We start from the raw sequence: 22,857 nt of genomic DNA, 5'->3' as shown, positions 1-22,857 counted from the left end.
CGCCGCCGCCCGTCCGGCCACCGAAGCCCTGTGGCTCAGTCCGTCAGCAGCCGGGCGCGCAGCCGCTCCCGGTCCGCGCCGCCGAAGCCGAGCCCCTGGGTGAGGTACCGCTCGGTCGTCCCCCAGATCTCCTCGATCGTGGCGAAGGCCTCCGCGAGGTACTCGGCGCGGGCCTCGAACATCGGCGAGAGGAGCTCCGCGACCTCCAGCTCCTCCTCCCCGGCGCCCTCGGCGCGGTGCATCCGGTAGCGGCGGTGCGGGGCGTTGGACTTCAGGTAGTCGGCCTCGATGGTCTCCCGCGAGGCCCCGAGCGCCAGCAGGGTGACGGCGATCGAGAGGCCCGCCCGGTCCTTGCCGGCGGCGCAGTGCATCAGCGCGGGCACGGCGTCCTCGGCGAGGGCGTTCAGCACCCGGGCGTGCTCGGCGGTGCGGGTGGTGACGATCTCGCGGTACGTCTCGGTCATCCGGTCCGCGCCCCGGGTGCCCGAGAGCACGCTCCGCAGCTGGGTGAGGTCGCGGGCGCGGACCATCCGCCAGAACTCGGCGCCGTCCGCCGGGTCGTTGAGCGGGATGTTCACATTGCGCACCCCGGTGAGCTCGACGTCCGTGCCGTCCAGCTCGATGTCGGCGGCGTTGCGGAAGTCGAAGACCGTGTGCAGGCCCAGCGAGTCGAGGAAGCGGGTGTCCGACTCGGTCGCGTGGGCGAGGTGGCCGCTGCGGAAGAGGACGCCGGGCCGTACACGCCGTCCGTCGGCGGCCGGCAGGCCGCCCAGATCACGGAAGTTGCGTACCCCCGCGAGCTCGGGTTCGGTGGACGGGACATGTGGCGTCTGCGTCACGGGCGCTCCCCAGGTCTCGGCTGTCGACGTTGCTCGTCGACCAGGCGGCTGAACGACTCTACGCCACTGGTTGTACGCGGAATCCAGGCCGCGCGACACCGGTGTTGACGTATTCCGCTTGGGGTGACTTTGTTGGGGTGGGATACATCACGGCACGTCAACCCCTGGTTACGGTGGCGTAAGTCACTCCCCAAGAGGAAAGATGTGCTGACGTGGCAGACGATTCGAATTCATTCAGCAAGAGCGCGATCGGGTCGTACGCAGCCGTCGGGGACAGCTTCACCGAAGGCGTCGGCGACCCAGGGCCGGACGACACCTTCATCGGCTGGGCCGACCGACTGGCCGTACTCCTCTCCGACCAGCAGGACGAGCACACCTTCCGGTACGCCAACCTCGCCGTCCGCGGCCGGCTCCTCGACCAGATCGTCGAGGAGCAGGTGCCCCGGGCCAAGGAGCTCGGCCCGGACCTCGTGACCTTCTGCGCCGGCGGCAACGACATCCTGCGCCCCGGCAGCGACCCCGACGACGTGGCCGAGCGCTACGAGGCGGCCGTCGTCGACCTGGCCTCCTCCGTCGGCACGGTGCTGCTGTGCACCGGCTTCGACACCCGGGGCGTCCCGGTCCTGCGCCATCTGCGCGGCAAGATCGCGACGTACACGGCGCATGTCCGCGCCATCGCCGACCGGCACGACTGCCCGGTCCTCGACCTGTGGTCGCTGCGCTCGGTGCAGGACCGGCGGGCCTGGAGCGACGACCGGCTGCACCTCTCGCCCGACGGGCACACCCGCGTCGCGCTGCGCGCCGCCCAGGTGCTCGGGCTCCAGGTACCGGCCGACCCGGACCAGGCGTGGCCGGACGAGGGGCTGCGGTCGCCCGCCGAGGTGCGCCGGGACAACATCCACTGGGCGCGCGAGCACCTGGTGCCGTGGATCGGCCGCCGGCTGCGCGGCGAGTCCTCGGGTGATCACGTGGAGCCCAAGCGGCCGGACCTGCTGCCGCTGTAGGCGGCTGTAGGCAGCGCCCGAAAAATTCAGAAAAAGAGGGGGAAGGACACCGGGTTCCGGCCCGGGTGTCAGAGGGGGAGCCGCCCGTGCGGCAGATCGGCCCAGACGACACGGCCACGGCCGTCGTCGTCGGGCCGGACCCCCCATGCCTTCGACAGCGCGCCCACCAGCAGCAGTCCGCGCCCGCTCTCCTCGTCCGCCCCGCTGCACCGGGCCCGGGGCTCCGTCGAGGTGTGGCCCTGATCGGCCACCTCTATCCGCAGATGCGCGCCGCTCAGGCGCAGTTGACAGCTGACCTTGTCGCTGTCCGTGTGCCGCACGGCATTGGTGAAGAGTTCCGACACCACCAATTGAGCGTCGTCGCACGCCACTTCGTCGATACCCCACTCCCGCAGCCGCGCGAGAACTCGTCTGCGCGCCTCCGCTACCGAGGTGTTGAGAGCCGGGAAGTGGAAGGCGTCCTGGAGACGCGCGGCTATGGAACTGCCGTAGCGTCCGAGCGAAGGTGCGTCATGGGAGGGGACCACTCCGCAACTATGTGCGATGTGAGTCATGTGTGGCAAGGTTCAATCTGCAAATTGCAGAATCGTCAGATCAGTCTGTCCGCTCCAGGGGGTGCGTGGCAGACTGCGCTGCACGGGGGGCATATGACAAAAGTTGGAGGGGATGAACAGTGGCGGACGCGCGGCCGACAGGCGCCCCGACCGTCCTGAGGGTCGTGCTGGGCAAACGGCTCCAGGACCTCAGGGAGCGGGCCGGCCTCTCCTTCGAGCAGGCGGGCCGTGCCCTCGACGTCACCCACGCCACGGTCCGCAGGATGGAGAAGGCCGAGGTCGGCCTGAAGCTCCCCTACGTGGAGAAGCTCCTGCGCGTCTACGGCGTCGCCGACCCCGAGGAGCTCGACGGCTTCCTCACGCTCGCCCGGGAGGCCAACCGCCCGGGCTGGTGGCACCGCTTCCGGGACGTCCTGCCCGAGTGGTTCAGCGCCTTCGTCTCCCTTGAGGGCGAGGCCAACCTCATCCGCGCGTACGAGCCGCACTACGTCCCCGGACTGCTCCAGACGGAGGCCTACGCCCGGGCCGTCCTCCGCGCCGGGATGCCGCACGCCCCCGACGCCGACATCGACCGCGCGGTCACCGTCCGCCGGGAGCGGCAGGCGCTGCTCACCCGGGACGGGGCGCCGCTGCTGTGGGTGGTGATGGACGAGACCGTGCTGCGCCGGCCCATCGGCGGCCCCGGCGTCATGCGCGAGCAGATCGCCCACCTCGCGGCCGCCACCGCCATGCCGAACGTACGGCTCCAGATCATGCCGTTCGCCGCCGGGCCGCACCCGGCGATGTACGGACCGTTCCATATCTTCCGGTTCCCGCTCCCGGAGCTGCCGGACATCGCGTACGCCGAAAACCTCGTCGGGGCCTCGTACTTCGACCAGCGTGACGATGTCTCGGCCTTCCTGGAGGCGCTGGACCGGATGTGCGCGCAGGCCGCGCCGGCACACACCACCGAGGCCTTCCTGGGTGGCATTCGTAAGGAGATCTGATCCATGGATCGCATATACAACGGCATGCCCGCCACCGACCTCGGCACCGAGGGGTGGAGCAAGCCGTGGAGCGGCGGCAACGGCGGAAGCTGCGTCGAGGCCATGCGGCTGCGGGACGGCCGGGTCGCGCTCCGTCAGTCCACCGATCCGGACGGCCCCGCGCTGATCTACACGCACCACGAAATCGAAAGCTTCATCAAAGGCGCGAAGGCCGGCGAAGCCGACTTCCTTCTCGCGGGAACGAGTGTGAGCTGCGAATGAAAGGGCACGGCGTGAGCGAGCAGGGTTTCGCGGCGGAGGAGATCGACACCAGCAGGCCGCACCCGGCCCGCATGTACGACTACTACCTCGGCGGCTGGGACAACTACGAGGTCGACCGGCAGGCCGCCGAGCACGTCATCCAGGTGCACCCGCAGGTGCGGCTGTCCGCCCGCGCCAACCGCGCCTTCATGGCGCGCGCCGTGCGGGACGTGGTGCGGGACGGCGTCCGCCAGATCATCGACATCGGCACGGGCATACCCACCTCCCCGAACACCCACGAGGTGGCCCGGGAGATCGACCCCGACGTCCGCGTCGCCTACGTCGACAACGACCCGATCGTCGCCACCCACGCGGGCGCCAAGCTGACGAACGCCGGCCGCGCCGCGTTCGTCCTCGGCGACGTGCGCGAGCCCGGTGCGATCCTGGCGCACCCGGTCGTCCGCGAGCTGATCGACTTCCGCGAGCCCGTGGCCGTGCTGCTCGTCGCCGTCCTGCACTTCGTCAAGGACGAGGAGGACCCCGCCGGCATCGTCGCGACCCTGGCCGACGCCCTCCCCGCGGGCAGCCGCCTGATCCTCTCCCACGCCACGGCCGAGCCGTACGAGGGCTACGAGGGCGGCTACACCGACGTCAAGGCCCGCGACAGCGTCCTCGGCACGTACAAGAACGCCACCGCCGCCCTCAACCTCCGCGGCCGCGCGGCGGTCGAGCCGCTCTTCGGCGACTTCGCGCTGGAGGAGCCGGGGCTGGTGCGGGTGCCGCTGTGGCGGCCGGAGGGGCCGGTGCCGGATGTGGTGGAGCTGAACAACACGATCTTTTACGGCGGGGTGGGGCGGAAGGGGTAGGGGGCGCGGGGGTGGGTGCGGCGGGTGGGTTGCCGCTGCGCGGGGCCTTTTCCCCTACCCGCCCCTTCCCGTAACCGGGGGCAAGCCCCCGGGCCCCCTCTTTCCGCGCTCCGCGCGGTGTCCTCAAACGCCGGACGGGCTGATTTCAGCCCGTCCGGCGTTTGAGGACATTCGGGAAGGGGCGGGGTGGGGACAAGGCCCCGCGCAGCGGCACCCCGCACCCCCACCCCCGCCCGGCCTCAGGCCGCCCCGCCCCCCAGCGGAACGTCGCAACGGTCCTTGAACCCCTGACTCGTCAACCCCAGCGCCGAATTCACCCGCGACCGAAGATTCTCCACCCCCACCATCGCCGTAAGCTCCACCACCGCCGCATCCCCCAACGCCCCCCGCAACCGCTCCACCAACCCGTCCTCCACCACCGGCGGCGTGGCCGTCATCGCCTCCGCGTACTCCATGACGTCCCGCTCCAGCGGTGTGTAGACGTCGCTGGAGCGCCAGCGCGGCACCTCGCGCAGCTTCTCGCGCGGGACCCCGTGCCGCTGGTGCTCCCAGTAGCCGAAGTCCATGCACCACGAGCAGCCGATGGACGCCGCCGAGGCCATCACGGCCAGGGCCTTCAGGCCCGGGTCCAGTGCCTTCCAGCGGGCGACCGACATCTCGAAGCGGGACGAGCCGATCAGTACGCGCCGGTTGTGGGCGAACGCCATCACCGGGTCGAGGGTCTTTCCGTAGACGCGCCGGCAGTACCACTTCACCGCGCGGATCAGCGGGGTGGTGCGGGCCGGTTCGAGCGGGATGCGGGCCATGGTCGGTGCCTCCGTCGTGCGTGTGCCGTCGTTCATGAACGGACGTCTCAGGTGAATCGGACAGTGATCGGATGCTGCTGCCCTTACGACGCGGTGGCCCCACCGATCCGTGACATCCGTCCGGGGCGCGGCGGTGAGACCGTGGTCACAGGCCGGATCCGGCCCCTCCGGTCCTGCCCCGGCCCCCGCCCGCCCCCGCTCCGTCACAGCCGCTCCGGCCGATCTACGCTGGCCGCATGGACGAGCTCTTCCCCCGGCCGCCCGCCGAGGTCGCCCCGGGAGCCGTGCACGTTCCCGGCTGGCTGGACCCGGCCGCCCAGGCCCGGCTGCTCGACGCCTGCCGCGCGTGGGCGAAGCCGCCCGCCGGGCTGCGGACCGTGCGGATGCCCAGTGGTGGGCGGATGTCGGTCCGGACGGTCGGTCTGGGCTGGCACTGGTTCCCCTATGGTTACGCCCGCACCGTGGTCGACGGCGACGGCGCGCCGGTCAAGCCCTTTCCGGCCTGGCTGGACGGGCTGGCCCAGGACGCGGTGCGGGCGGCCCGCGAGGCCTCGGCGGACGCGGCGCCGTTCGGCCCGGCGCCGGCCGCCCCGTACGACACGGCCGCGATCAACTTCTACGGGCCGGGCGCGCGGATGGGCATGCACCAGGACCGCGAGGAGCGCTCGGACGCGCCCATCGTCTCCCTCAGCCTCGGTGACAGCTGTGTCTTCCGGTTCGGCACGGTGAGCGGCCGTGAGCGCCCGTGGACCGACGTCGAGCTGCGCAGCGGCGACCTCTTCGTCTTCGGCGGCCCGGCGCGGCTCGCCTACCACGGCGTTCCCCGCACCCACCCGGACACCGCGCCGCCCGGACTGGGGCTCACCGGGCGCCTGAACATCACCCTCCGGGTGAGCGGTCTCGGCTGACCCCGGAATACGGCCGAAAACAAGCCACGTGCACGTGAAAATTCACGTGCATATGGCCCCGGGACCCTGCACAGTGGGGCATCAGGTGGTGAACACCGGTCGTCGGCCGGGCCCGATCACGGGGGTGGGCCCGGACGGCGCACCGGGTGTTCCCCCAGGCGCGGTCCGCCCGACGACGGGGGGCCACCCGCCGGTCGTTCGAACAGGAGCAGATAATGACGGTGACTCTCACCCGACGCTGCTTCCTGGAGGTGCCGTGACCGGCTCCCGCCCGAAAAGCTCACCGCTCGACGCCCTGCGACCGGCCGCGTTCGGCGTCGACCCGTCGGGGGAGCGGATGGCGCGCATCCGGCGGTCGCCGCACTACGCCGACGGCGTCTTCACCAACCCGGTGGCGGCCCAGCACACCCCCTCCGGCTCCATGCTGAAGTTCCTGCCCACCTACTTCCGCAGAGAGGAGCGCGCCCGCCGTGCCCCCGCGGGCAACGTGCCGGTCCACCCCACGACCGTCGCCGACCTCGCCACCCCCGCGGCCACCGGGCTGCGGCTGACGTGGATGGGCCACTCCACCGTGCTCGCGGAGATCGACGGGCACCGGGTGCTCTTCGACCCGGTGTGGTCCGAGCGCTGCTCGCCCTTCGCCTTCGCCGGCCCGCGCCGCCTGCACCCGGTGCCGGTGCCGCTGTCCGAGGCGGGGCACGTCGACGCCGTCGTGATCTCCCACGACCACTACGACCACCTGGACATGCCGACGGTCCAGGCCCTGTCCCGGCACACCCGCGCGCACTTCGTCGTGCCGCTGGGCATCGGCGCCCACCTCGAACACTGGGGGGTGCCCGAGGACCGGATCACCGAGCTCGACTGGCACGAGTCGACCCGGGTCGGGGACCTCACCCTCACCGCCACCCCCGCCCGCCACTTCTGCGGCCGCGGGCTCCGCAACACCCAGCACACCCTCTGGGCCTCCTGGGTGGTCGCGGGTCCCGAGCACCGCGTCTTCCACAGCGGCGACACCGGATACTTCCCCGGCTTCGCGGACATCGGCGCCCAGTACGGCCCGTTCGACGCCACGATGGTGCAGATCGGCGCGTACAGCGAGTTCTGGCCCGACATCCACATGACACCCGAGGAGGGCATGCGCGCCCACCTCGACCTCCAGGGGGACCCCGCGCGCGGCGTCATGCTGCCGATCCACTGGGGCACCTTCAACCTCGCCCCGCACCCCTGGGAGGAGCCCGTCGAGGGCACCGTCGCCGCGGGCGAGCGCAGTGGCGCGCGGGTGGTGACGCCCCGGCCGGGACAGCCCTTCGAGCCGGCCGCCGGGCTGCCGGCGGACCCGTGGTGGCGGGCGGTCGCGACCCGGCCGGCGACCCCGGAGGAGCGGTGCCCGGCGCGAGCGCGGACCGCGAACGGGGCGGGCCGCGCCGGGGCCACCGTCCGGGCGTAGCGGGGGAGTTGGCGCCGTGTGCTGCCTCGGGGCGGGGCTCCCGGGGGCCGGAGCGGTGCGATTTCCTACGTAATCCCCTAGTGAGTGCGCTCCGGGGCCTATGAGGTCGTACGCGCCTCTTGTGGCGGAAGCGGTGGGCCCGCTTCAATGCCGTTCGTTGGTTAGGAAAGCTTCCTAACAGCCGGGGCCATGAGGCCCCGGCGACCCGGGAACGGAGATCCGCATGCCCACGCGCACCGCGACGACCACCGCACGCTCCCGCACCACCTCGGACGGGACCCCGCCCCAGGCGTCCTCCCTCGCCCCGCGCCGCACCCCGGGGAAGCCGAGGCGGACCACCCGCCTCGCCCTCGCCGGCGTGGCCGCCGTCCTCCCCGCCCTCGCCCTCACCGGGGTGAGCCAGGCGGCGGCCGTGACCGCCTCCACCGCCCACCACGTCACCACCGCCCCGCTCACCGAGCGGATACGGGCCCAGGCCGCGACCGGCCTGGACGACCCGTACAAGAAGGACATCGCCATGCGGCTGGTGTCGAGCGCCGAGAACTCCTCGCTCGACTGGCGCGCCCAGTTCACCTACATCGAGGACATCGGCGACGGCCGCGGCTACACCGCCGGCATCATCGGCTTCTGTTCCGGCACCGGCGACATGCTCGACCTCGTCGAGCGGTACACCAAGGACAAGCCCGGCAACCCGCTCGCCAAGTACCTGCCCGCCCTGCGCAAGGTCAACGGCAGCGACTCCCACGCCGGCCTCGGCAAGCCCTTCGAGGACGCCTGGCACAAGGCCGCCCAGGACAAGGCGTTCCAGGCCGCCCAGGAGGCCGAGCGCGACCGCGTCTACTTCGGCCCGTCGGTCGCGCAGGCCAAGGCCGACGGCCTGCGCACGCTCGGCCAGTTCGTCTACTACGACGCGATCGTCATGCACGGCCCCGGCAGCGGCAAGGACAGCTTCGGCGGCATCCGCAAGGCCGCCCTGGCCAAGGCGAAGCCGCCGGCCCAGGGCGGCGACGAGAAGACCTACCTCGGCGCCTTCCTCGACGCCCGGAAGAAGGCCATGCAGAACGAGGAGGCCCACAGCGACACCAGCCGCGTCGACACCGCGCAGCGTGTGTTCCTGAACAACGGCAACTTCGAGCTTCAGCCGCCGCTGAAGTGGAAGGTCTACGGCGACTCGTACGAGATCAAGGAGTAGGCGCGGGCGGGGCCGTGGAGGCGCGGGAAGCGCCTCCACGGCCCCGGCGCGGGCCGGCAGGGCCCGGCCCGGTGCGACTCAGTGCGGCAGCTCCATGTCGCAGCACGACTCCCGGCGCAGCTGCCGTCCGACCGCCAGCCACTCGCCCAGCGAGCGCGCCGCGGGCCCGTCCTCCGGCCGGGCGGTGGCGTACGAGCCGACCAGGTCCGCCTGGCGGAAGGGCACGCCCCCGCGCAGCACCGACTCCGTCCGCACCAGCCGGTCGAAGTCGGTGAACGGGTCGCCGTCCACCACCGTCATGTCGGCCAGCTTGCCGGCCTCCAGCGTGCCCAGGTCCCGCTCGGCGCCGAACGCCCGCGCGGGCAGCACGGTCGCGGTGCGCAGCGCCTCCGCCGCCGACAGCCCGTAGCGGTGCAGCGCCCGCAGCCCCATGTGCAGCGAGAGCCCCACGGGCACCAGTGGGGCGTCCGTGCCGAGGGCGACGACGCCGCCTCCGGCCAGCACCCGCCGGTAGACGCCGACCTCGCGCTCCAGGGTGTCCAGCTGGTCGCGGGTGGGCGGGCTGCCGGCCGTCCGGCGGACGACCGCGACGTCCCACGGCGGCATCAGCGTCGTCACCCGGGGGTCCTCGGCCAGGGCGGGCGCGTCGCCGAGCAGCGGCACGGAGGTGAAGAGCGTCGCGATGAGGTGGAAGTCCACGCCCCGGCTCGTGTAGATCTCCACCAGGTCCTGGTACGCGTGGCCCGTCGCCGTCGTGGCGTGCCCGAACTCCAGCCGCTGGGTGGCCTGGAGATGGGTCGTGAGGTCCTGGCCGAGCTGGACGCCGGGCGAGCAGAGGTGGCTGCCCGCGCGCACCCCGAGCCGCTCGTGCGCGAACCGGGCCGCCTCCTCCATCACCCAGCCCGGGGCCCGCACGTACGTCTTGACGAAGTCCCAGTCCAGCGCGGCGGCACGGTCGAGCGACCGGCGCAGCCCCTCCCGGGTGCGGTGCGCGCGCCCCATGCTGTACGCGACGCGCCCGCCGTCCAGCAGCTCGCCCGAGGTCAGCATCCGGGGCCCGGCCAGCGCCCCCGCGGCGACGGCCTCGCGGAGGCGCGCCTGCTCGTAGGCGAACCCGCCGAGCGAGACGGCCGTGGTGATCCCGTAGGCCAGCAGCAGCGCGGTCTCCCGGCCGCCGTAGATGTTCTGGTACGGGTGGGTGTGCGCGTCCCAGAGGCCGGGGATCACCGTGCGGTCCGAGGCGTCGATCCGGCGGACGGACGCCCGGCGCGCCCGGTGCGGCCCGACGGAGTCGACGCGGCCGCCGCGCACCGTGACGTCGACGTCGTCGCGCACCGTGTCCCCGGTGCCGTCCCAGAACCTTCCGGCGTGGACGACGACGTCGGCGGGGGTGGGGCGCCGGTAGTCGAGCGTGACGGGGACCGTACGGACCGCCCGGCTCCCGATGTCCATGATCCGCAGCCGTCCTGCGGAGAGATAGAGGAGGCGGCGCCCGTCGGCGGACCAGGACGGGTGGTCGGCGGCCTCGTCCGTCAGCCGCCGGGGCGCGCCCTCGGGGGCCCCGTCGGCCCGTACGGGCAGCAGCCACAGCGCGGACTCGGAGATCACCGCCATGTGGCGCCCGTCGGGCGACCAGACGGGCCCGGAGTCGTAGCGGTCGGAGAGGGAGGCGTGCGGGGCGAGGGCGTGCAGCCGGGCGGTGCCGTCGCGGGTGTCGACGACCCGGATGAGGTTGTAGCCCTCGCGGAACCGCTGGTTGAGGCGGTTGCGGTCGCAGAAGGCGAGGTAGCGCCCGTCGGGTGACCAGCTGGGTCTGCCGGGCAGCCCGCCGGCGCCGAGCGGGGCCGCGAGGACGCGGTCGGAGCCCCCGGCGAGGTCGCGGACGACGATGTTGCCCGCCATGTCGACGCTCGCGAGGAGCCGCTCGTCCGGGGAGAGCGCGGGATAGACCCGGCCCCCGTCGGCCAGCACGGTCTCCTCGCCGGAGGCGAGGTCGTGGCGGCGCACGGCGAGCAGCCCGTCCCGGTCGCCCGCGTAGACCAGGGACCGGCCGTCGCGGGTCCAGGTGGGCCCGAGCAGATAGCGGGTGGGCTCGGCGCTCACCACCCGGCGGGGCCGCCCGCCGGCGACGTCGGCGACCCAGAGCGAATTCAGCGCGGCGAAGGCGACCCGGCGCGCGTCGGGGGAGAGGGCCGGCAGGTGGAGGGCGCGGGCGGTGCGGGTCCCGCCGGCCTCCAGGTCGTAGCGCTTGACGCGGTAGCGGGGCCGGGGGACGGGAAGCCGGGCGGAGAAGGGGAGGAAGGTGAGCGCGGAGGAGACCTTGCCATGGTTCACCCGGACCACCGCGAACCGTCCGCCGAGGGTGAGGAGCAGCTCGTCCCGCGAGATCCAGCGCGGCGGTACGGGCTCGACGTCACCGTCGATCTTCACGACCGCGCCGTCGACGACGAGCACGCAGGTGGCGGTGGGCGCCGCCGTGGTCCGGAGGTAGGCCAGGCGGCCGGCGGGCGAGACGGCCGGGGTCATCACCTGCGCGGCGGCGGTCTCCGTGTGCTCCACCCGGACCGGGCCCCGTCCGTCGGCGGGCGCGGACACGACCGTACGGGCCTCCAGCGCCGTCCCGGCGACCCGGCCCCGGACGAAGATCAGCCGCTTGCCGTCCGGCGACCAGGTGGGATCGAAGTCCTCCCAGGCCCCGTCCTGGAACGGCCCGTCCTGGCCGGTCACCCCGCTGATCCGGGTGAGGCCGCCGGTGCGGACGTCCACCACCCACACGCGGTACGGGCTCCCGGCCACCGGGTCACCGCCCCGCTCGGACGCGAACGCGACGCGCGACCCGTCCGGCGACCAGGAGGGCCCGCGGTCGTCCCAGGGCCCGTCGGTCAGCTGCCGCAGCCCCGACCCGTCGGGCCGCAGCGTCCAGATATGGAACCCGCCACCCCGGAAGGCGCAGACGGCGAGCCGCCTGCCGTCGGGGGAGTGCACGGGCCGGGTCGGTTCCAGATCGGCCGGCGTGATCGCCACGGCGTCGCCGCCGGCCCGGGAGAAGGACCACAGGACGTTCTGCACCTCGGCGACGAGCCGGTCCCCGGCGGGCGCGAGGCTGGCGGCGCCGTTGGTGGCGGCGGTGAAGGAGAGCGTGGGGACCGCGGCACCGGGCGTCGCGGCGCCGGCCACCCCCGCGGGAAGGGTCGCGGCCACCCCGGCCGCGGTGGCGGTCCCGGCCGCCGCCTGGAGGAAGCCGCGCCGTGAGAAGGGCGGGGAGGGGGAGAAAGCGGGGGTGAGAGCGTTGCCGGACGTGTCCAACTGTCCTCCTGCTGCGGGGGAGTTGTCTGGGGCCGGAGCTGAAGCGGAACGCTCGATGGTCGCACGCGCCGAGCCCCACGGGTCAACACCGCGCCGCCCCTCCCGGCCCGCCCCACCCCCCTCCCCGCCCCTCCTCCGCCACCCCAAGATCCACGTCCGGCGAACCGTGCGCGGTCACCCCGTGAAGTGCGGTATTGTTCTCATGCGCGGTCGGCGAGGGAGTGATCCCGAGCCGGACAAGCACCGGGACGTGGCGCAGTTTGGTAGCGCACTTGACTGGGGGTCAAGGGGTCGTGGGTTCAAATCCCGCCGTCCCGACACGGTGAAAGAAGCCTCTGATCAGCGGGAAACCGCAGGTCAGAGGCTTCTTTGCATTGCTCACCGGACGAGCCGCAGGTGCCGCACGGGCGCGGCCTCTGGGACCAGTTTGGGACCAGCGGGCTCCTGGCGGCCTTCGACGAGGTAGCGGCTGAGAGCTGCGCCGGCCAGGTGGATCGACCGGCGGTCGGGGTGTAATGGTGTGCTCGGGTATTGGAACTGTCGGAATGCCCCCTGTCAGGAACTGTTCCGGCGGCTGATCGCGGCCGCGTAGGCGCCCCAGTCTCCGGCGGCGGCTCGCTGCCATTTGACGGCGACGGTGATGTCAATGCCGAGGGTGCGGGCGAGGACCGCAGCGGGTAGCTCGGCGGCAAGCTGGAACAGCGCGGTCGAGCGGGCTTCCGCGAGCCGGATGCCGAGTTTGCGGAGCCGTTCGCCCATGGCCCAGGCACTGATCGGGCGGCCGGGCTGGCCTCCAGGGAAGAGCCAGGTCGAGTCTGACCGGCCGAGGACGGCGTGGCTGCGGCGAGTCTCGGCCTGCCGGAGGGCCAGTTCAGCGACGGGTGCGGGGAGCTCGACGGGGACGGCGCCGAGGCTGATGCGGACGGTTCCGTCCGTCGCCTCGATGTGGTCGACGGTGAGCCGGGAGATCGCTGCGGGCCACTGGGCATAGAGGAGCAACAGCAGTCCGGCGAGACGGTCTTCGGGCTTGAGGGCCTCGTCGTGCAGCAGGCGTCGGGCGGTGGCCCAGCGGGCCTCGTCGTCCATCGGCTGGGAAGGGCCGTTCCATCGCTCGGCCGGGAAGCTGAGGTCGTGGGTGATCTTCTGGGAGCGGGCCCAGCGCACGAAGTGGCCTGCCTCTCGACGGAGGCGGACATCGTCGCTGGTCATCCAGTGTTCGAGGTCGGCTTGCCGACAGGTGGCAAGGGTTAGGTTCCGTTCCTCGAACCAGTCCAGGAGATAGACGGCCGCCCGCAGATGTTGCCGAGCGACCGCGAGCTGGGAGTGCGTGATTTCCTTGCCGCGACTGCGTCGGCGAAGCCGCCGCAAGAGGTGCCACGTCGCGTACCGGTGCAGGATTTTCCGTCCCTCGGCCGTCGCGTGGGAGGTGACGAGGTCTTTCACGTGCCGTTCGAGCCGGACCATCTGCTCGTCCCGCTTGGGCAGCACTTCGGTGGCGACGAGCACGCTGCGGATGTGCTCGATGACCTTGCCTTCGGGGAGTTCGTCCAGGGCCTCGTGGGTGAGGGGGCGGAGGCCGGAGCCGAGATCGGAAAGGACGGTGGAGACGATGCCCTTGGAGAGCCAGTTCATAGCGGTGGCCGCTCGTTCGGAGCCAGCCAGAGCGTCGTGGAGGGGTTGCAGCTTCGGGGTTATGGAGCCGGTGCTATCAGCGAGGAGCTCGTGGAGCCGCTGCTTGAGGGTGCAGCGAGGACACGGTCCTGGAGCATGCAGTCGTTCGGCATGTCCGCAAGTGGGACACGGGCGCCAGAGCGCGGCATCCGGAGTGGTGCAAGGGCCGCAGATGGGTGCGTCGGCGGTGCCGGAGTGGATGCCCCGGAGTCGTCCGCAAACGGTGCAGTGAGCCTGGCGCTGTCGGCAGCCGCCGCAGCGGGGCAGGCCGGTGAGCTTCGAGAGTGTGCAGGGTGCGGTGTGGCCGCAGAGCGAGCAGAGCAGTATGGGCAGAGGACGGCAGTTCGGGCAGATCGGCCCGTCGGCGGTGCGGGAGCTGACCATGCGCGACTTTCCGCAGACGATGCAGGTCTCCAGGTTGGCCGGATCGGTGATCAGACAGGTTGGACACAGCGGTCGCCCTTGGTCGTCGCGGGTCGCCGGCTCGCGACGGGCTCCGCAGCGTACGCATTCCTCGATGCGGGACTTGGCGATGCAGTTGCGGCAGACCCGCTGCCCGTCGAGCGGCTTGTCGATGCGGACCACCCGGTGGCAGCGGGGGCAGGACGGTCGGACGATCCCGGGGACACCGGCCTCGTGCAGAAGGTCGATGAACCTCAGGATGGCGCGGTGCGGTGCGAGATGCCCCTCGCCAGTCAGCAGGCGGGGGTTCTCCTCCAGGGCCCAGACCACTCTCTGCCGGTAGTGGGGACGGTGGGGCGCTGACCGGCGGAGAGCTTCGGCGACCACGTCGCGGTCGGCGCCCGGGACGATCGTGCTGATCACCGTGTGGATGACCGTGACCGGGTCACGGTCATCATGGTCGGGACACATCGAACAGCGCGGCAGGCCCCTGCGGTCCCGGAAGGCGACGCGTCGGGTGTTGCCGCAGGAGGCGCATTCGGTGGTCTCCTTGACGCAGACTGAGCAGTACCAGTCCTGGGCCTGCCGCTGGAGGCTTCGCAGGCTCTTTCCGCAGTCGGCGCAGACCGGCGGCGAGATCGCTGAGGCGCCGGCTCTGCGGAGCGATATGAGGAGATCGCCGACGGCCCGTGGCGCCGGGGACCGGCCATCGGTCAGGATGGCGGGCCGGGCCGCCAGGGCCTTGGCCAGGTTCCGTGACTTCGCGCGGCCGCCCGCGACCGCGGTGACCACGCTCCGGATAGCCTCGGAGCCGAGTTTGCTCTCGGCGTTCGCGACCAGGTCCGTGATCAGGCCGATCGGGTCCGTGACGGCGCGGTCGAGAGATACGGTGCTAGTCACGACAGGTCAACACCCCTGATCCGGGCTCGCTTTGGCCTCAGCTCGCCGAGTCCCTCTATGTCGGGTGCCGAGCCGCCGGCAGCGGCTCGCTTCGGCTTCTTCACGGCTCCGGCCACCACGATGGGCTCGATGAGGTCGTCCATGGTGCAGTCCAGGATGTCGAGCAGGGCCATGAGGATCTTCAGGCTCAGCCGCTCCGGTCGCTCGACGACGAGCCGGTAGACCTGGCTCGAGGACAGGGTGATGCCCCGTTCGGCGAGCGCAGGAGTGAGGTCGGTGGTGGAGAACATCCCGCGGTCAGCCATGACTTTGCGCAGGTGCCAGTGGTAATCGAGCTTGGCGGCCATCGCCGGTTCCCTCCTGTCAGGCCCCGGCGAATGCCGGGGCCAGTGCCTTGTGCAGGGAAGTGTTCATGAAGTCGTCGCTGACGTGGGTGTAGATGGCCAGGGAGCTGTCGCTCTCGTGGCCGACCTGCTGCTGGATGAAGCGGCGGTCGACGCCGTCCTCGGTCAGATGCGTGACATACGAGTGCCTCAAGGAGTGCGGGACCAGCTCCTTCGGCAGCTTGAGGGCGTCGCGGTATGCCTCGAACCGGTCGTTGATCGAGCCGGGCCGGAGACGGCCACCGCGTTCGGTGATCCACAGAGCAGGGTGGTCGGGGAATCCGAAGCGCGGGCGGACGTTCTCGACGTAGTCGGCGACCGCCTCGACGGCCCAGTCCATCACCGACAAGACGTTCCGGCGCCGCGGCGGCTGGCCCTTCTTGGCCTTGCCGTAGCGGACGTTGAGCGTGCCGTACCGGCCGAACTGCCGGGCCTGCGGGTTGCGTCCGAAGTCGACCACATCGAGCTTGGAGGTCTCGGTCCGGCGAAGCCCCCACCCGTAGATCACCTTGAAGAGAGTGGCATCGCGGTAGGCCGCCAGGGCGCCCTTACGTTTCGCCCGCAGGGCTCGTTCGACCTGGTCGTCGGCGTAGTCGAGGAAGAGCTGCAGCTGTTCCCGGGTGAACGGCTTCGCCTCCGGGTCACCCTCGTAGTCGTTGAGGTGGGCGATGGTGTTCCACTCATGGCAGACCGCCACCGGGAAGGTGCCGAAGGCTTCCTCGCAGGCAGGGCCCCAGCCGTAGCGGCCGTCGATGAGGAACTCGCTGAACAGCCGCACGGTGCCCTGGTAGCTACGGATCGTTGACGGCGCCAGATGCTTCTCACCGGTCAACGAGACCGACCACTCGTCCATGTGGGCCGGCGTCCACTGCCACGGGTACTCGTTCGCGAACTCCAGGAACCGGCGTATGAGTCGTTCCCGCGGTTCGATCGTGTCGTCCCTCAGCCCTCGCGACTTCTGCTGAGCACGCCAGCCCCGCAGCATCGCGTCGAACATCGCGTCCTCGGGGCGCAGCTGGACCACCCCGGAGACGAGCTCCAGTTGGGCCGACCCGGCCAGGGCCACCTTGCGCTGATGCACCACTCCAGACCATCCCTTCTGGAGGGAGGATCATGCATCAGGAGGGATGAGATCGGCAACATGCCTGGTCAGGCGGCTAGGTCGCAGAAGCCACAGAGTCCTTCAAGCCCTCGCCGCGACCTGGTGACCTGCAACTTCTCGCCCACCTGATGCAATTCCCGAGGGTTGAGGTACCGCTGGGTGGTGGTGATCGAGCCGTGTCCGGCGATCATGCGGAGGACGTGGACGGGGATGCCGGCGTCCGCCATCCACGTCAGTCCGGTGTGCCGGAGGTCGTGGCGGCGCAGGTGTTCGTAGCCGAGTCGGACGACGACCTCGTCCCAGTGGGTGGCGTCGCGCAGGATGGCCGTGGTGATCCGCCCGCCGCGCGGCCCGGTGAAGATCCGGGCCATGGGGTCGTGCCCCACTGCGTCGAGGCGGGCACTGACCATGGGCCGGATCTCGGGGATGAGGGGGACCGCCCGGCGTCTTTTGCCCTTGGTGCCCTTGTCGATGAGGCCGCCGGGCCCGGGGGTGGTCTGGCGGCAGCACTCCCAGGTCCAGGTGCGGCGGTCGATGTCCTGGGCGCGGACACCGGAGACCTCGCCGATGCGGGCGGCGGTGCAGGCGGAGAACCGGACGACATCGCCCCAGCCCAGGTACTGGTCGTGGGAACGCTCGACGAGGGCGTTGGCCAGGTCGTCGAGGGCGTCCCAGTCACGCAGGGCCAGGGAGCGGGGGTCGTCGAGTTCGTCCTCGACCTGCTGGTACGTCCTCTGCCAGCCGGTGATCTTGGCGGGGTTGACGTCGATGATGCCGTCGCGGACGGCCTGCTCCATGACCCGGTTCAGCGGGGCGATGGAGTTCTTGACCGTCGAGCGGCCGTGACCGTCGGCGATCCAGCCGTAGACGGTGCGGTCGACAACACCGTTGGTGATGACGGGCACTTCGAGGTGCCCGATCGCCGGGACGACGCGCAACCGCCAGCCCGCCCCGTAAGGGTCCATGGTCTTGGGCTCCAGGCCACGCATGGCCAGGTCCCATTCCAACTCGCCGTATTCGGCAAGCGACATCGTCGCCACGGCGGGACTCACGCCGCGCTGCGCGATGCGCTCCATCCGGTCAACCCAGGACTGGGCTTCGTCGTCCGTGGGCAGCATCCGCGAGCGGGAGAGGCGCTGACCGGATTCGGGGTCGAACCATCTGACGCGGGCGCGATGGGGATTGGGGAACCCCTCACGGTATTCCACGTCCACCGACAGCTTGACGCCGATCGGCGGCATCTGCTTCTGCATCAGGCGGCCTGCGCCGGGTCGATTCGGCGGCTGGCGAGCCACTGCTGAAGGTCGAGCGCGCTGTACATCACAGCGCGCTGCGACAGTTGCACGAAAGGCGGCCCCTGCGGAGGGCGCGCGGTGCGCCACCGGCGGAGGGTGGAGGGATCGCGCTTGAGGAGCTGGGCAACTTCTTCCGTGGTGTACCAACTGGCGGTCAGAGAGTCGACCGAAGTCTCTTTGCTGGAGGCAGGGGATATGTGCGGTGTAGCGCGGTCGGGCATGGTCTTCCTGCGGTTGAACGAGGATCTGTGCAAGGCGAATTCCGCGAGAGTTTCCGATCGCTGATCGGCTGGTTCCGGCGAGACACAACACTGGGTCGACCTCGCGGAAGAGTCCACTCAAGCGGGGGCGCATTCTCTGACGGAGAACACGCGCACAGGACCAGTTTCTTGACCGCAGTCGGTTGGGATAACCGGCGAATGTCTGTTATAAAGCGCGCGCTGCTTCTCGGAGAGGCGACGGCTTCGGATGGCGGCGCGCCAGCCGCAGGAGGCTGCGCTGCCCACTGACAACCTGCGGGATGCGTGCACGGTGGGACCGCATGCCCCACGTTCACGGCAATCGGATTGCAGGCCAGCATGCAGCGGGAAACAATCTTGCCTCCGTCGGCTGTTAAGGCAGGCGGAGGCAAGAAGGGGTGGACGTGTCAGGTCTGAAGTTGTTCAACGTCGGGGCGGGCGGCGCGGAGGAGATTCCTGCGCGACCGGTAGCGCGCGAGCGATGTCTGCAGGAGCTGGTCGAGCAGCACATGGAGACCTTCCTCGGCGTGCGCTTCCTGGCCAGCGAGTACAGCACGGGACCACGGCACGGAGGCCGGATCGACTCCCTCGGGCTTGATGAGAACGGGGCGCCCGTGATCATTGAGTACAAGCGCGGCCAGGACGCAGGTGTGATCAACCAGGGGCTCTTCTACCTGTCGTGGCTGATTGACCACAAGGCCGAGTTCCAGCACCTGGTCCGCGAGCGCCTCGGCGCAGCCGCCGCGGCCCAGGTGCTGTGGAACGATCCCAGGCTGATCTGCATCGCTGAGGACTTCACACGCTACGACGCCCATGCCATCGGGGAGATCCAGCGCACGATCGACCTGGTCCGCTACCGGTACTTCGGCGGCGACCTGCTCGCGCTTGAGCCGGTCGCCTCCGTCACGGGACGGGACCGCCAGCCACGTCCTCGGCGGGCCGGCGCTCGTCCGGGTCGGCACTTCGGTGGTGTGGCCGAAGAGCTGAGATCGGCCGTCGACGAGGTCTTGGTCTCCCTCGGCGATGACGTGACCCAGGTGGACCGTAAGCAATATCGCGCCTACCGGAGACTGCGGAATTTCGCCTGTGTCAGCCGCATGCATAAGCAGCATGTCCTTATCTATCTGAATGCTGACCCGGGCAAGGTGGATCTGATCCCCGGTTTCACTCGCGATGTGACGAATGTCGGGCATCACGGTACGGGCCCGTTGGAGGTGCGCCTTCGTACGGAGAAGGACCTCGAACGGGCCGTCCCTCTTTTCCGTCTCGGGTATGCCGGCGCGTAATTGGTGCGCGATCCCACGTGTGGCGGTGGCGGATGGTGCATGAACTACCGCGACGAACTCGATGTCGGTGCACGCGGGGCTGAGTAGCCGGGCCCGAAAGGGTTCACCGGGGCGATCTTCGGGGGTGGGCGAGTCACGGAGCGTTGTGTCGGGGGCCGGGAGGAACGTACAGGCGGGGCCGGCGGTCCGTGGTGTGCATGGTGCCGCCGTAGCCGCACGGCGGTGAGGTCTCGAAGGGCGCGGCGGCAGACCGTGATGAGTTGTTGTGGCGTCATGGTGGGGTCGTCTGCGGCGAGTTTGATGAGTTCGGCGGAGGCGGCCGGCGGCAACCTGTCAAGGGTGACGCGGATCGTGCCCATGATGCTCTCGGCATCGATGGGGCATTCGTGTGACCTGGCCCGGGAGAAGATCCATCGGGCAGTGCGCCATCTGTGGGTGACGATCTCGGCGGCTCGCATCACGCGACCACTGGGCCGGCTGTGGTCGGCGTGATTGCAGACCGCGACGCGGGAGCGAAGCCGGTGGGGAGGCGGAAGCGGGGTTCGCCGAGAGCGCGCCAGCACAGGCGGCTGCCCGTGAAGGCTTCTCGGGCGTGGAGCCAGCGTTCGTTGTCGAGGAGGTAGCCCTGTCCGGCGCCGAGCGGGAGGCGGATTTGGTAGGTCGTGAGCGCGCTTCGGAGGTATGGCAGGTACGTCTGCACGGTGGGACTGAAACGCGCGTGCCCGTCGAGCCTCAGCCGCACGGAGACCCGGCCGTCCGGGTGTTCGGTGAAGACCTGTGTGGCGTGGCCGTCTCCGCCGCCGAAGAACGCAGTGCGCGGCTTGCTCAGGGCCATGATGGCTTCTCGGCGGCGTGCCGTGATGTCGGTGTAGACGGAACGGCCGTCAGTCAGCAGGCAGTCGCCTCCGTAGAGGGCGGGCGTGCCGCAGACCAGCAGCATGAGCCGGGGCGGGTTCGGGACACCGGAACGTTCGGTGTGCGGGGCCAGCTCGCAGTTGCCGAAACCCCCGTATCCGGCAAGGTGGGTGTGACGGCGGGTGTCGCGGATAACGGTCAGTCCGTCGGGGTCGCTGTCGCGGTGCGGGGTGATGTCCATGATCCGGGCCGCGAATTCGCGGAAGACGGTGCGGGAGGTGAAGCCGCTGAGGGTGATCAGTCCGGTGTCGCGTAAACGCTCCCGGACCACCTCTTCGGCCCGCGGCGACTGGATGTCGACGTAGTGGGCCGTGAACGGCTGGGCCTCGCGCATCGGCGCGCTCCTTTCGGCGGGGACAGTGCGGTCAGAGTCGAGGGCAGGGGGCGGCCCCGTACAGCGACGGATTGTCGACTCGGACAATCCGCTCAAGACGTCAGCGAGTTGGGAGCCGCGTGCTATGTTCCGCACGCCCCTTGGACCGGCGATGCACCGCGAAGGACAGCGATGATCTACAGGCCCCCGACCTGGCCCGTCTCCGTCAAGGCCGTCGCCATCGGCAGCCGTCAGCGTGTGTTGCTGCTGAAGAACGAGCGCCAGGAGTGGGAGCTGCCTGGCGGCCGCCTCGAAGTCGGTGACGACAGCCCGGAGACGACGGTCGAGCGGGAGCTGTTCGAGGAGGCGGGCTGGGAAGTGAAGACGGGCCCGCTCATCGACGGCGGCGTGTGGATCTACGAGCCGATCCCCGGCCGGCGCGTTCTGATCGTGACCTACGGCTGCATCGTGCTCACCCCGTACCAGGCACCGGTCATCAGCCACGAGCACAAGGAGATCGGTCTGTTCACGGCCGAGGAGGTACCCGGCCTGAACATGCCGGATGGGTACAAGCGTGCGGTTGCTGCCTGGTACGGCCAGCGGCACAGCTGATCGAGCGCCGCGGGTGATGACATGACGCTTCCGGCGCCCCGGCCGGCTGCCCGGCATGTGGTGTGGCATTGGACGACTCCGCAGGCCGAGGACATCCTCGCCACCCGCGACCTGGGGGCGATTCTGCGTTTCCACCGTGCGGTGCACCAGCTCAACCAGACCGAGCTCGGCGAGCTGCTGGGCTACGACAAGACGTACGTCTCGGCCCTGGAGCTGGGCAAGCGGTCGCTGGAGGACGTCGGCTCGCGGCGCCGCGTCGCGGAACGCCTCGGACTGCCACCACACGTCCTCGGCGTGACCGACTTCGCCGACACGGATCACCGGGCGATGTTGCAGTTCGGCGAGTCCACCGTGCGTCTGGCGGAGATCGCCCGCCAGTCCGGCCACGCCTCCGAGGCCGTCGCCGAGCTGTGGCCGCTGGTCGCCCGCCTCGAGGCCCGCGTCGAAGACGGCCACAGTGAACGCGACGTCGTACGGCTTCTCGCCCGCGCCCGGGTCGGCCTGGGCGTCGCCCTCGGCAACGTGCTGCCCGAGGAACGCCTGGCCACCGCGGCCCGATGGACCGCCCGGAGTCTGGAAGCGGCCCGCCGTCTCGGTGACGATCCAGCCCTGCTCTCCGGCATCTTGCGCATGCACGGCAATGAGCTGCGCAAGGCCGGCATCCATGGTGCCGCCGTCGAGCGCCTGCGCCACGCGATCGCCATCGCCCCCACCGTCGACGACCGGGCCGCCGTACTGCCGCTCCTGGCCCGCGCGGCGGGCGCGCTCGGTGACCGGGAGCTGTTCGACTCGGTGATGTGCGAGGCGGACAGCCTTGTCGGCACGGTCGGGAACACCTCGTTGTTCAACCCGTTTTCGCTCCACGAGATCCGTTTGCGCGGGCTTCTGGACACCGACCGCGCACGAGCCGCCATACGACTTGTGGAGGAGCAGCCGACCCTGACGACCACGGTGGCGCCGCAGTGGCGGGTGATCGAGCTGGTCACCGTTGCTCAGGTTCGCTTGATCGGCACTGACCACATCGGGGCAGCCGAAGCCTTGAACGCCGCGGTGGGCGAAGCGGCGATACAGCGGCTGCCGCACCAGTTGCAGCGCATCATGCGGGCCGCCGGCCAACGGCTGCCGGAGGTCCGGGCCGCCGCGGGCGACGCACTGGACCGGATGCGACAGGAGATGGCCGCGTAGGGCGGCCGGAACCGCTTGCCCGTTCACCGGGTCTCACCGGGACCGAGGTCGGGGAAGGGCATCGCGCGGGCGAGATCGTAGTACACCTCGTAGTCGTGGGCGGCCCAGCTCATCGCGTCGCCGTGCGCTTGCCTGTAGCGGGCTCCGGCGGGGGATTCGGTGGTGCTATCGCGGTTCTGCTCGGCGTTGGTGGCGGGAACGGACATAGCGGTGCCGGGGAAGGCGGGCATGGGGAGGCTCCAGCCTGAGCGGTCCTGTGGGCTCGGCGGGCCACCGTCGTCCATCGTTTCCAGACGATTGGCCCGCCGTCTTGCGTACGGAGGATGGAAGGAACTGCCCAAATACCGGAAGAATCCTGTGGCGTTGGGCCATGCTCCTGGGCACGGATACTGCACGTCGCCGCCAC

Annotated in this window: 21 protein-coding genes and 1 tRNA gene; 11 read left to right on the top strand and 11 right to left on the bottom strand. The window is 70.8% G+C overall.

From position 1 onward, the window contains the following. Window positions 1-35: 35 nt before the first annotated feature. On the bottom strand, window positions 36-839 hold the full coding sequence (locus tag SMD11_RS05295; RefSeq protein WP_087925312.1) for a tyrosine-protein phosphatase: 804 nt from the start codon (window positions 837-839) through the stop codon (window positions 36-38). A gap of 212 nt (window positions 840-1,051) precedes the next feature. Between SMD11_RS05295 and SMD11_RS05290 the strand changes: the two genes are divergently transcribed. Then, window positions 1,052-1,843 (top strand): SGNH/GDSL hydrolase family protein, encoded by a 792-nt coding sequence (locus SMD11_RS05290; protein ID WP_087925311.1) that lies wholly within the window; start codon window positions 1,052-1,054, stop codon window positions 1,841-1,843. A 68-nt stretch (window positions 1,844-1,911) separates the two neighbouring features. Here the strand turns inward: SMD11_RS05290 and SMD11_RS05285 are convergent, their stop codons facing one another. After that, the gene (locus SMD11_RS05285; RefSeq protein WP_234365914.1) at window positions 1,912-2,370 is read right to left on the bottom strand and encodes an ATP-binding protein; all 459 of its coding nucleotides are present in this window, start codon (window positions 2,368-2,370) and stop codon (window positions 1,912-1,914) included. Between the two features lie 146 nt (window positions 2,371-2,516). On the opposite strand from SMD11_RS05285, the gene SMD11_RS05280 reads away from it, so the two are divergent. Genes SMD11_RS05280 through SMD11_RS05270 form a run of 3 tightly spaced genes read left to right on the top strand, consistent with a single transcriptional unit; the run spans window position 2,517 to window position 4,489 of the window. Next, window positions 2,517-3,383 carry a helix-turn-helix domain-containing protein gene (locus SMD11_RS05280; RefSeq protein WP_087925309.1) on the top strand — a complete coding sequence of 289 codons (867 nt, stop codon included), beginning with the start codon at window positions 2,517-2,519 and terminating at the stop codon, window positions 3,381-3,383. A gap of 3 nt (window positions 3,384-3,386) precedes the next feature. Beyond that, the gene (locus tag SMD11_RS05275; protein ID WP_087925308.1) at window positions 3,387-3,644 is read left to right on the top strand and encodes a DUF397 domain-containing protein; all 258 of its coding nucleotides are present in this window, start codon (window positions 3,387-3,389) and stop codon (window positions 3,642-3,644) included. Then, window positions 3,641-4,489 carry an SAM-dependent methyltransferase gene (locus SMD11_RS05270; RefSeq protein WP_087925307.1) on the top strand — a complete coding sequence of 283 codons (849 nt, stop codon included), beginning with the start codon at window positions 3,641-3,643 and terminating at the stop codon, window positions 4,487-4,489. The genes SMD11_RS05275 and SMD11_RS05270 overlap by 4 nt, the downstream gene beginning before the upstream one ends. A 239-nt stretch (window positions 4,490-4,728) precedes the next feature. Here the strand turns inward: SMD11_RS05270 and SMD11_RS05265 are convergent, their stop codons facing one another. After that, window positions 4,729-5,331: a carboxymuconolactone decarboxylase family protein gene (locus SMD11_RS05265; protein ID WP_324614691.1), complete on the bottom strand. Its 603-nt coding sequence runs from the start codon at window positions 5,329-5,331 to the stop codon at window positions 4,729-4,731. A 200-nt stretch (window positions 5,332-5,531) separates the two neighbouring features. On the opposite strand from SMD11_RS05265, the gene SMD11_RS05260 reads away from it, so the two are divergent. From SMD11_RS05260 to SMD11_RS05250, 3 genes are all read left to right on the top strand, one after another. Beyond that, the gene (locus tag SMD11_RS05260; protein WP_087925305.1) at window positions 5,532-6,203 is read left to right on the top strand and encodes an alpha-ketoglutarate-dependent dioxygenase AlkB family protein; all 672 of its coding nucleotides are present in this window, start codon (window positions 5,532-5,534) and stop codon (window positions 6,201-6,203) included. Between the two features lie 256 nt (window positions 6,204-6,459). After that, window positions 6,460-7,650: an MBL fold metallo-hydrolase gene (locus tag SMD11_RS05255; RefSeq protein WP_087925304.1), complete on the top strand. Its 1,191-nt coding sequence runs from the start codon at window positions 6,460-6,462 to the stop codon at window positions 7,648-7,650. A 223-nt stretch (window positions 7,651-7,873) separates the two neighbouring features. Further along, window positions 7,874-8,842, top strand: coding sequence for a chitosanase (locus SMD11_RS05250; protein WP_234365913.1), 969 nt, complete (start codon window positions 7,874-7,876; stop codon window positions 8,840-8,842). Between the two features lie 78 nt (window positions 8,843-8,920). Here SMD11_RS05250 and SMD11_RS05245 read toward each other — a convergent pair whose 3' ends face one another. Beyond that, complete coding sequence (locus tag SMD11_RS05245; protein ID WP_087925303.1) at window positions 8,921-12,148, bottom strand: amidohydrolase family protein; 3,228 nt, start codon at window positions 12,146-12,148, stop codon at window positions 8,921-8,923. Window positions 12,149-12,392: 244 nt separating this feature from the next. Here SMD11_RS05245 and SMD11_RS05240 point away from each other — a divergent pair. Then, window positions 12,393-12,466 (top strand) — tRNA-Pro (locus tag SMD11_RS05240). 237 nt (window positions 12,467-12,703) lie between these two features. Here the strand turns inward: SMD11_RS05240 and SMD11_RS35305 are convergent. The 5 genes from SMD11_RS35305 to SMD11_RS05215 form a co-directional block, all read right to left on the bottom strand. Beyond that, the gene (locus tag SMD11_RS35305; RefSeq protein WP_087925302.1) at window positions 12,704-15,121 is read right to left on the bottom strand and encodes a hypothetical protein; all 2,418 of its coding nucleotides are present in this window, start codon (window positions 15,119-15,121) and stop codon (window positions 12,704-12,706) included. Then, on the bottom strand, window positions 15,118-15,468 hold the full coding sequence (locus tag SMD11_RS05230; RefSeq protein WP_087925301.1) for a helix-turn-helix domain-containing protein: 351 nt from the start codon (window positions 15,466-15,468) through the stop codon (window positions 15,118-15,120). The genes SMD11_RS35305 and SMD11_RS05230 overlap by 4 nt, the downstream gene beginning before the upstream one ends. Before the next feature lie 16 nt (window positions 15,469-15,484). Next, window positions 15,485-16,588, bottom strand: a complete 1,104-nt coding sequence (locus SMD11_RS05225; RefSeq protein WP_087925300.1) for a tyrosine-type recombinase/integrase — start codon at window positions 16,586-16,588, stop codon at window positions 15,485-15,487. 65 nt (window positions 16,589-16,653) lie between these two features. Beyond that, complete coding sequence (locus SMD11_RS05220) at window positions 16,654-17,862, bottom strand: tyrosine-type recombinase/integrase (protein ID WP_418952504.1); 1,209 nt, start codon at window positions 17,860-17,862, stop codon at window positions 16,654-16,656. Next, window positions 17,859-18,122: a helix-turn-helix transcriptional regulator gene (locus tag SMD11_RS05215; RefSeq protein ID WP_087925298.1), complete on the bottom strand. Its 264-nt coding sequence runs from the start codon at window positions 18,120-18,122 to the stop codon at window positions 17,859-17,861. The genes SMD11_RS05220 and SMD11_RS05215 overlap by 4 nt, the downstream gene beginning before the upstream one ends. A 422-nt stretch (window positions 18,123-18,544) precedes the next feature. Between SMD11_RS05215 and SMD11_RS05210 the strand changes: the two genes are divergently transcribed. Further along, on the top strand, window positions 18,545-19,426 hold the full coding sequence (locus SMD11_RS05210; protein ID WP_087930299.1) for a DUF5655 domain-containing protein: 882 nt from the start codon (window positions 18,545-18,547) through the stop codon (window positions 19,424-19,426). A gap of 457 nt (window positions 19,427-19,883) precedes the next feature. Here the strand turns inward: SMD11_RS05210 and SMD11_RS05205 are convergent, their stop codons facing one another. Continuing rightward, window positions 19,884-20,675, bottom strand: a complete 792-nt coding sequence (locus SMD11_RS05205; RefSeq protein WP_087925297.1) for a TauD/TfdA family dioxygenase — start codon at window positions 20,673-20,675, stop codon at window positions 19,884-19,886. Window positions 20,676-20,846: 171 nt separating this feature from the next. Between SMD11_RS05205 and SMD11_RS05200 the strand changes: the two genes are divergently transcribed. Together SMD11_RS05200 and SMD11_RS35780 are read left to right on the top strand one after the other, a co-directional pair. Then, window positions 20,847-21,266, top strand: a complete 420-nt coding sequence (locus SMD11_RS05200; RefSeq protein ID WP_087925296.1) for an NUDIX hydrolase — start codon at window positions 20,847-20,849, stop codon at window positions 21,264-21,266. Between the two features lie 21 nt (window positions 21,267-21,287). Continuing rightward, on the top strand, window positions 21,288-22,451 hold the full coding sequence (locus SMD11_RS35780; RefSeq protein WP_199843801.1) for a helix-turn-helix domain-containing protein: 1,164 nt from the start codon (window positions 21,288-21,290) through the stop codon (window positions 22,449-22,451). A 23-nt stretch (window positions 22,452-22,474) separates the two neighbouring features. On the opposite strand, the gene SMD11_RS05190 is transcribed toward SMD11_RS35780, so the two are convergent. Further along, window positions 22,475-22,681: a hypothetical protein gene (locus SMD11_RS05190; RefSeq protein WP_087925295.1), complete on the bottom strand. Its 207-nt coding sequence runs from the start codon at window positions 22,679-22,681 to the stop codon at window positions 22,475-22,477. Between the last annotated feature and the right edge of the window lie 176 nt (window positions 22,682-22,857).

The organism is Streptomyces albireticuli, from assembly GCF_002192455.1.
GTDB classification, from domain to species: domain Bacteria; phylum Actinomycetota; class Actinomycetes; order Streptomycetales; family Streptomycetaceae; genus Streptomyces; species Streptomyces albireticuli_B.
The sequence above is the reverse complement of the archived record's forward strand: the minus strand, read 5'-3'. Positions and strand labels throughout refer to the sequence as shown.

What these genes read in the sequence shown, in the direction of transcription:
- SMD11_RS05275 (WP_087925308.1), top strand. Translation starts at nt 3,387, where the DNA reads ATGGATCGCATATACAACGGCATGCCCGCCACCGACCTCGGCACCGAG.
- SMD11_RS05270 (WP_087925307.1), top strand. Translation starts at nt 3,641, where the DNA reads ATGAAAGGGCACGGCGTGAGCGAGCAGGGTTTCGCGGCGGAGGAGATC.
- SMD11_RS05265 (WP_324614691.1), bottom strand. Translation starts at nt 5,331, where the DNA reads ATGAACGACGGCACACGCACGACGGAGGCACCGACCATGGCCCGCATC.
- SMD11_RS05260 (WP_087925305.1), top strand. Translation starts at nt 5,532, where the DNA reads ATGGACGAGCTCTTCCCCCGGCCGCCCGCCGAGGTCGCCCCGGGAGCC.
- SMD11_RS05250 (WP_234365913.1), top strand. Translation starts at nt 7,874, where the DNA reads ATGCCCACGCGCACCGCGACGACCACCGCACGCTCCCGCACCACCTCG.
- SMD11_RS05230 (WP_087925301.1), bottom strand. Translation starts at nt 15,468, where the DNA reads ATGGCCGCCAAGCTCGATTACCACTGGCACCTGCGCAAAGTCATGGCT.
- SMD11_RS05215 (WP_087925298.1), bottom strand. Translation starts at nt 18,122, where the DNA reads ATGCCCGACCGCGCTACACCGCACATATCCCCTGCCTCCAGCAAAGAG.
- SMD11_RS05205 (WP_087925297.1), bottom strand. Translation starts at nt 20,675, where the DNA reads ATGCGCGAGGCCCAGCCGTTCACGGCCCACTACGTCGACATCCAGTCG.
- SMD11_RS05200 (WP_087925296.1), top strand. Translation starts at nt 20,847, where the DNA reads ATGATCTACAGGCCCCCGACCTGGCCCGTCTCCGTCAAGGCCGTCGCC.
- SMD11_RS35780 (WP_199843801.1), top strand. Translation starts at nt 21,288, where the DNA reads ATGACGCTTCCGGCGCCCCGGCCGGCTGCCCGGCATGTGGTGTGGCAT.
- SMD11_RS05190 (WP_087925295.1), bottom strand. Translation starts at nt 22,681, where the DNA reads ATGCCCGCCTTCCCCGGCACCGCTATGTCCGTTCCCGCCACCAACGCC.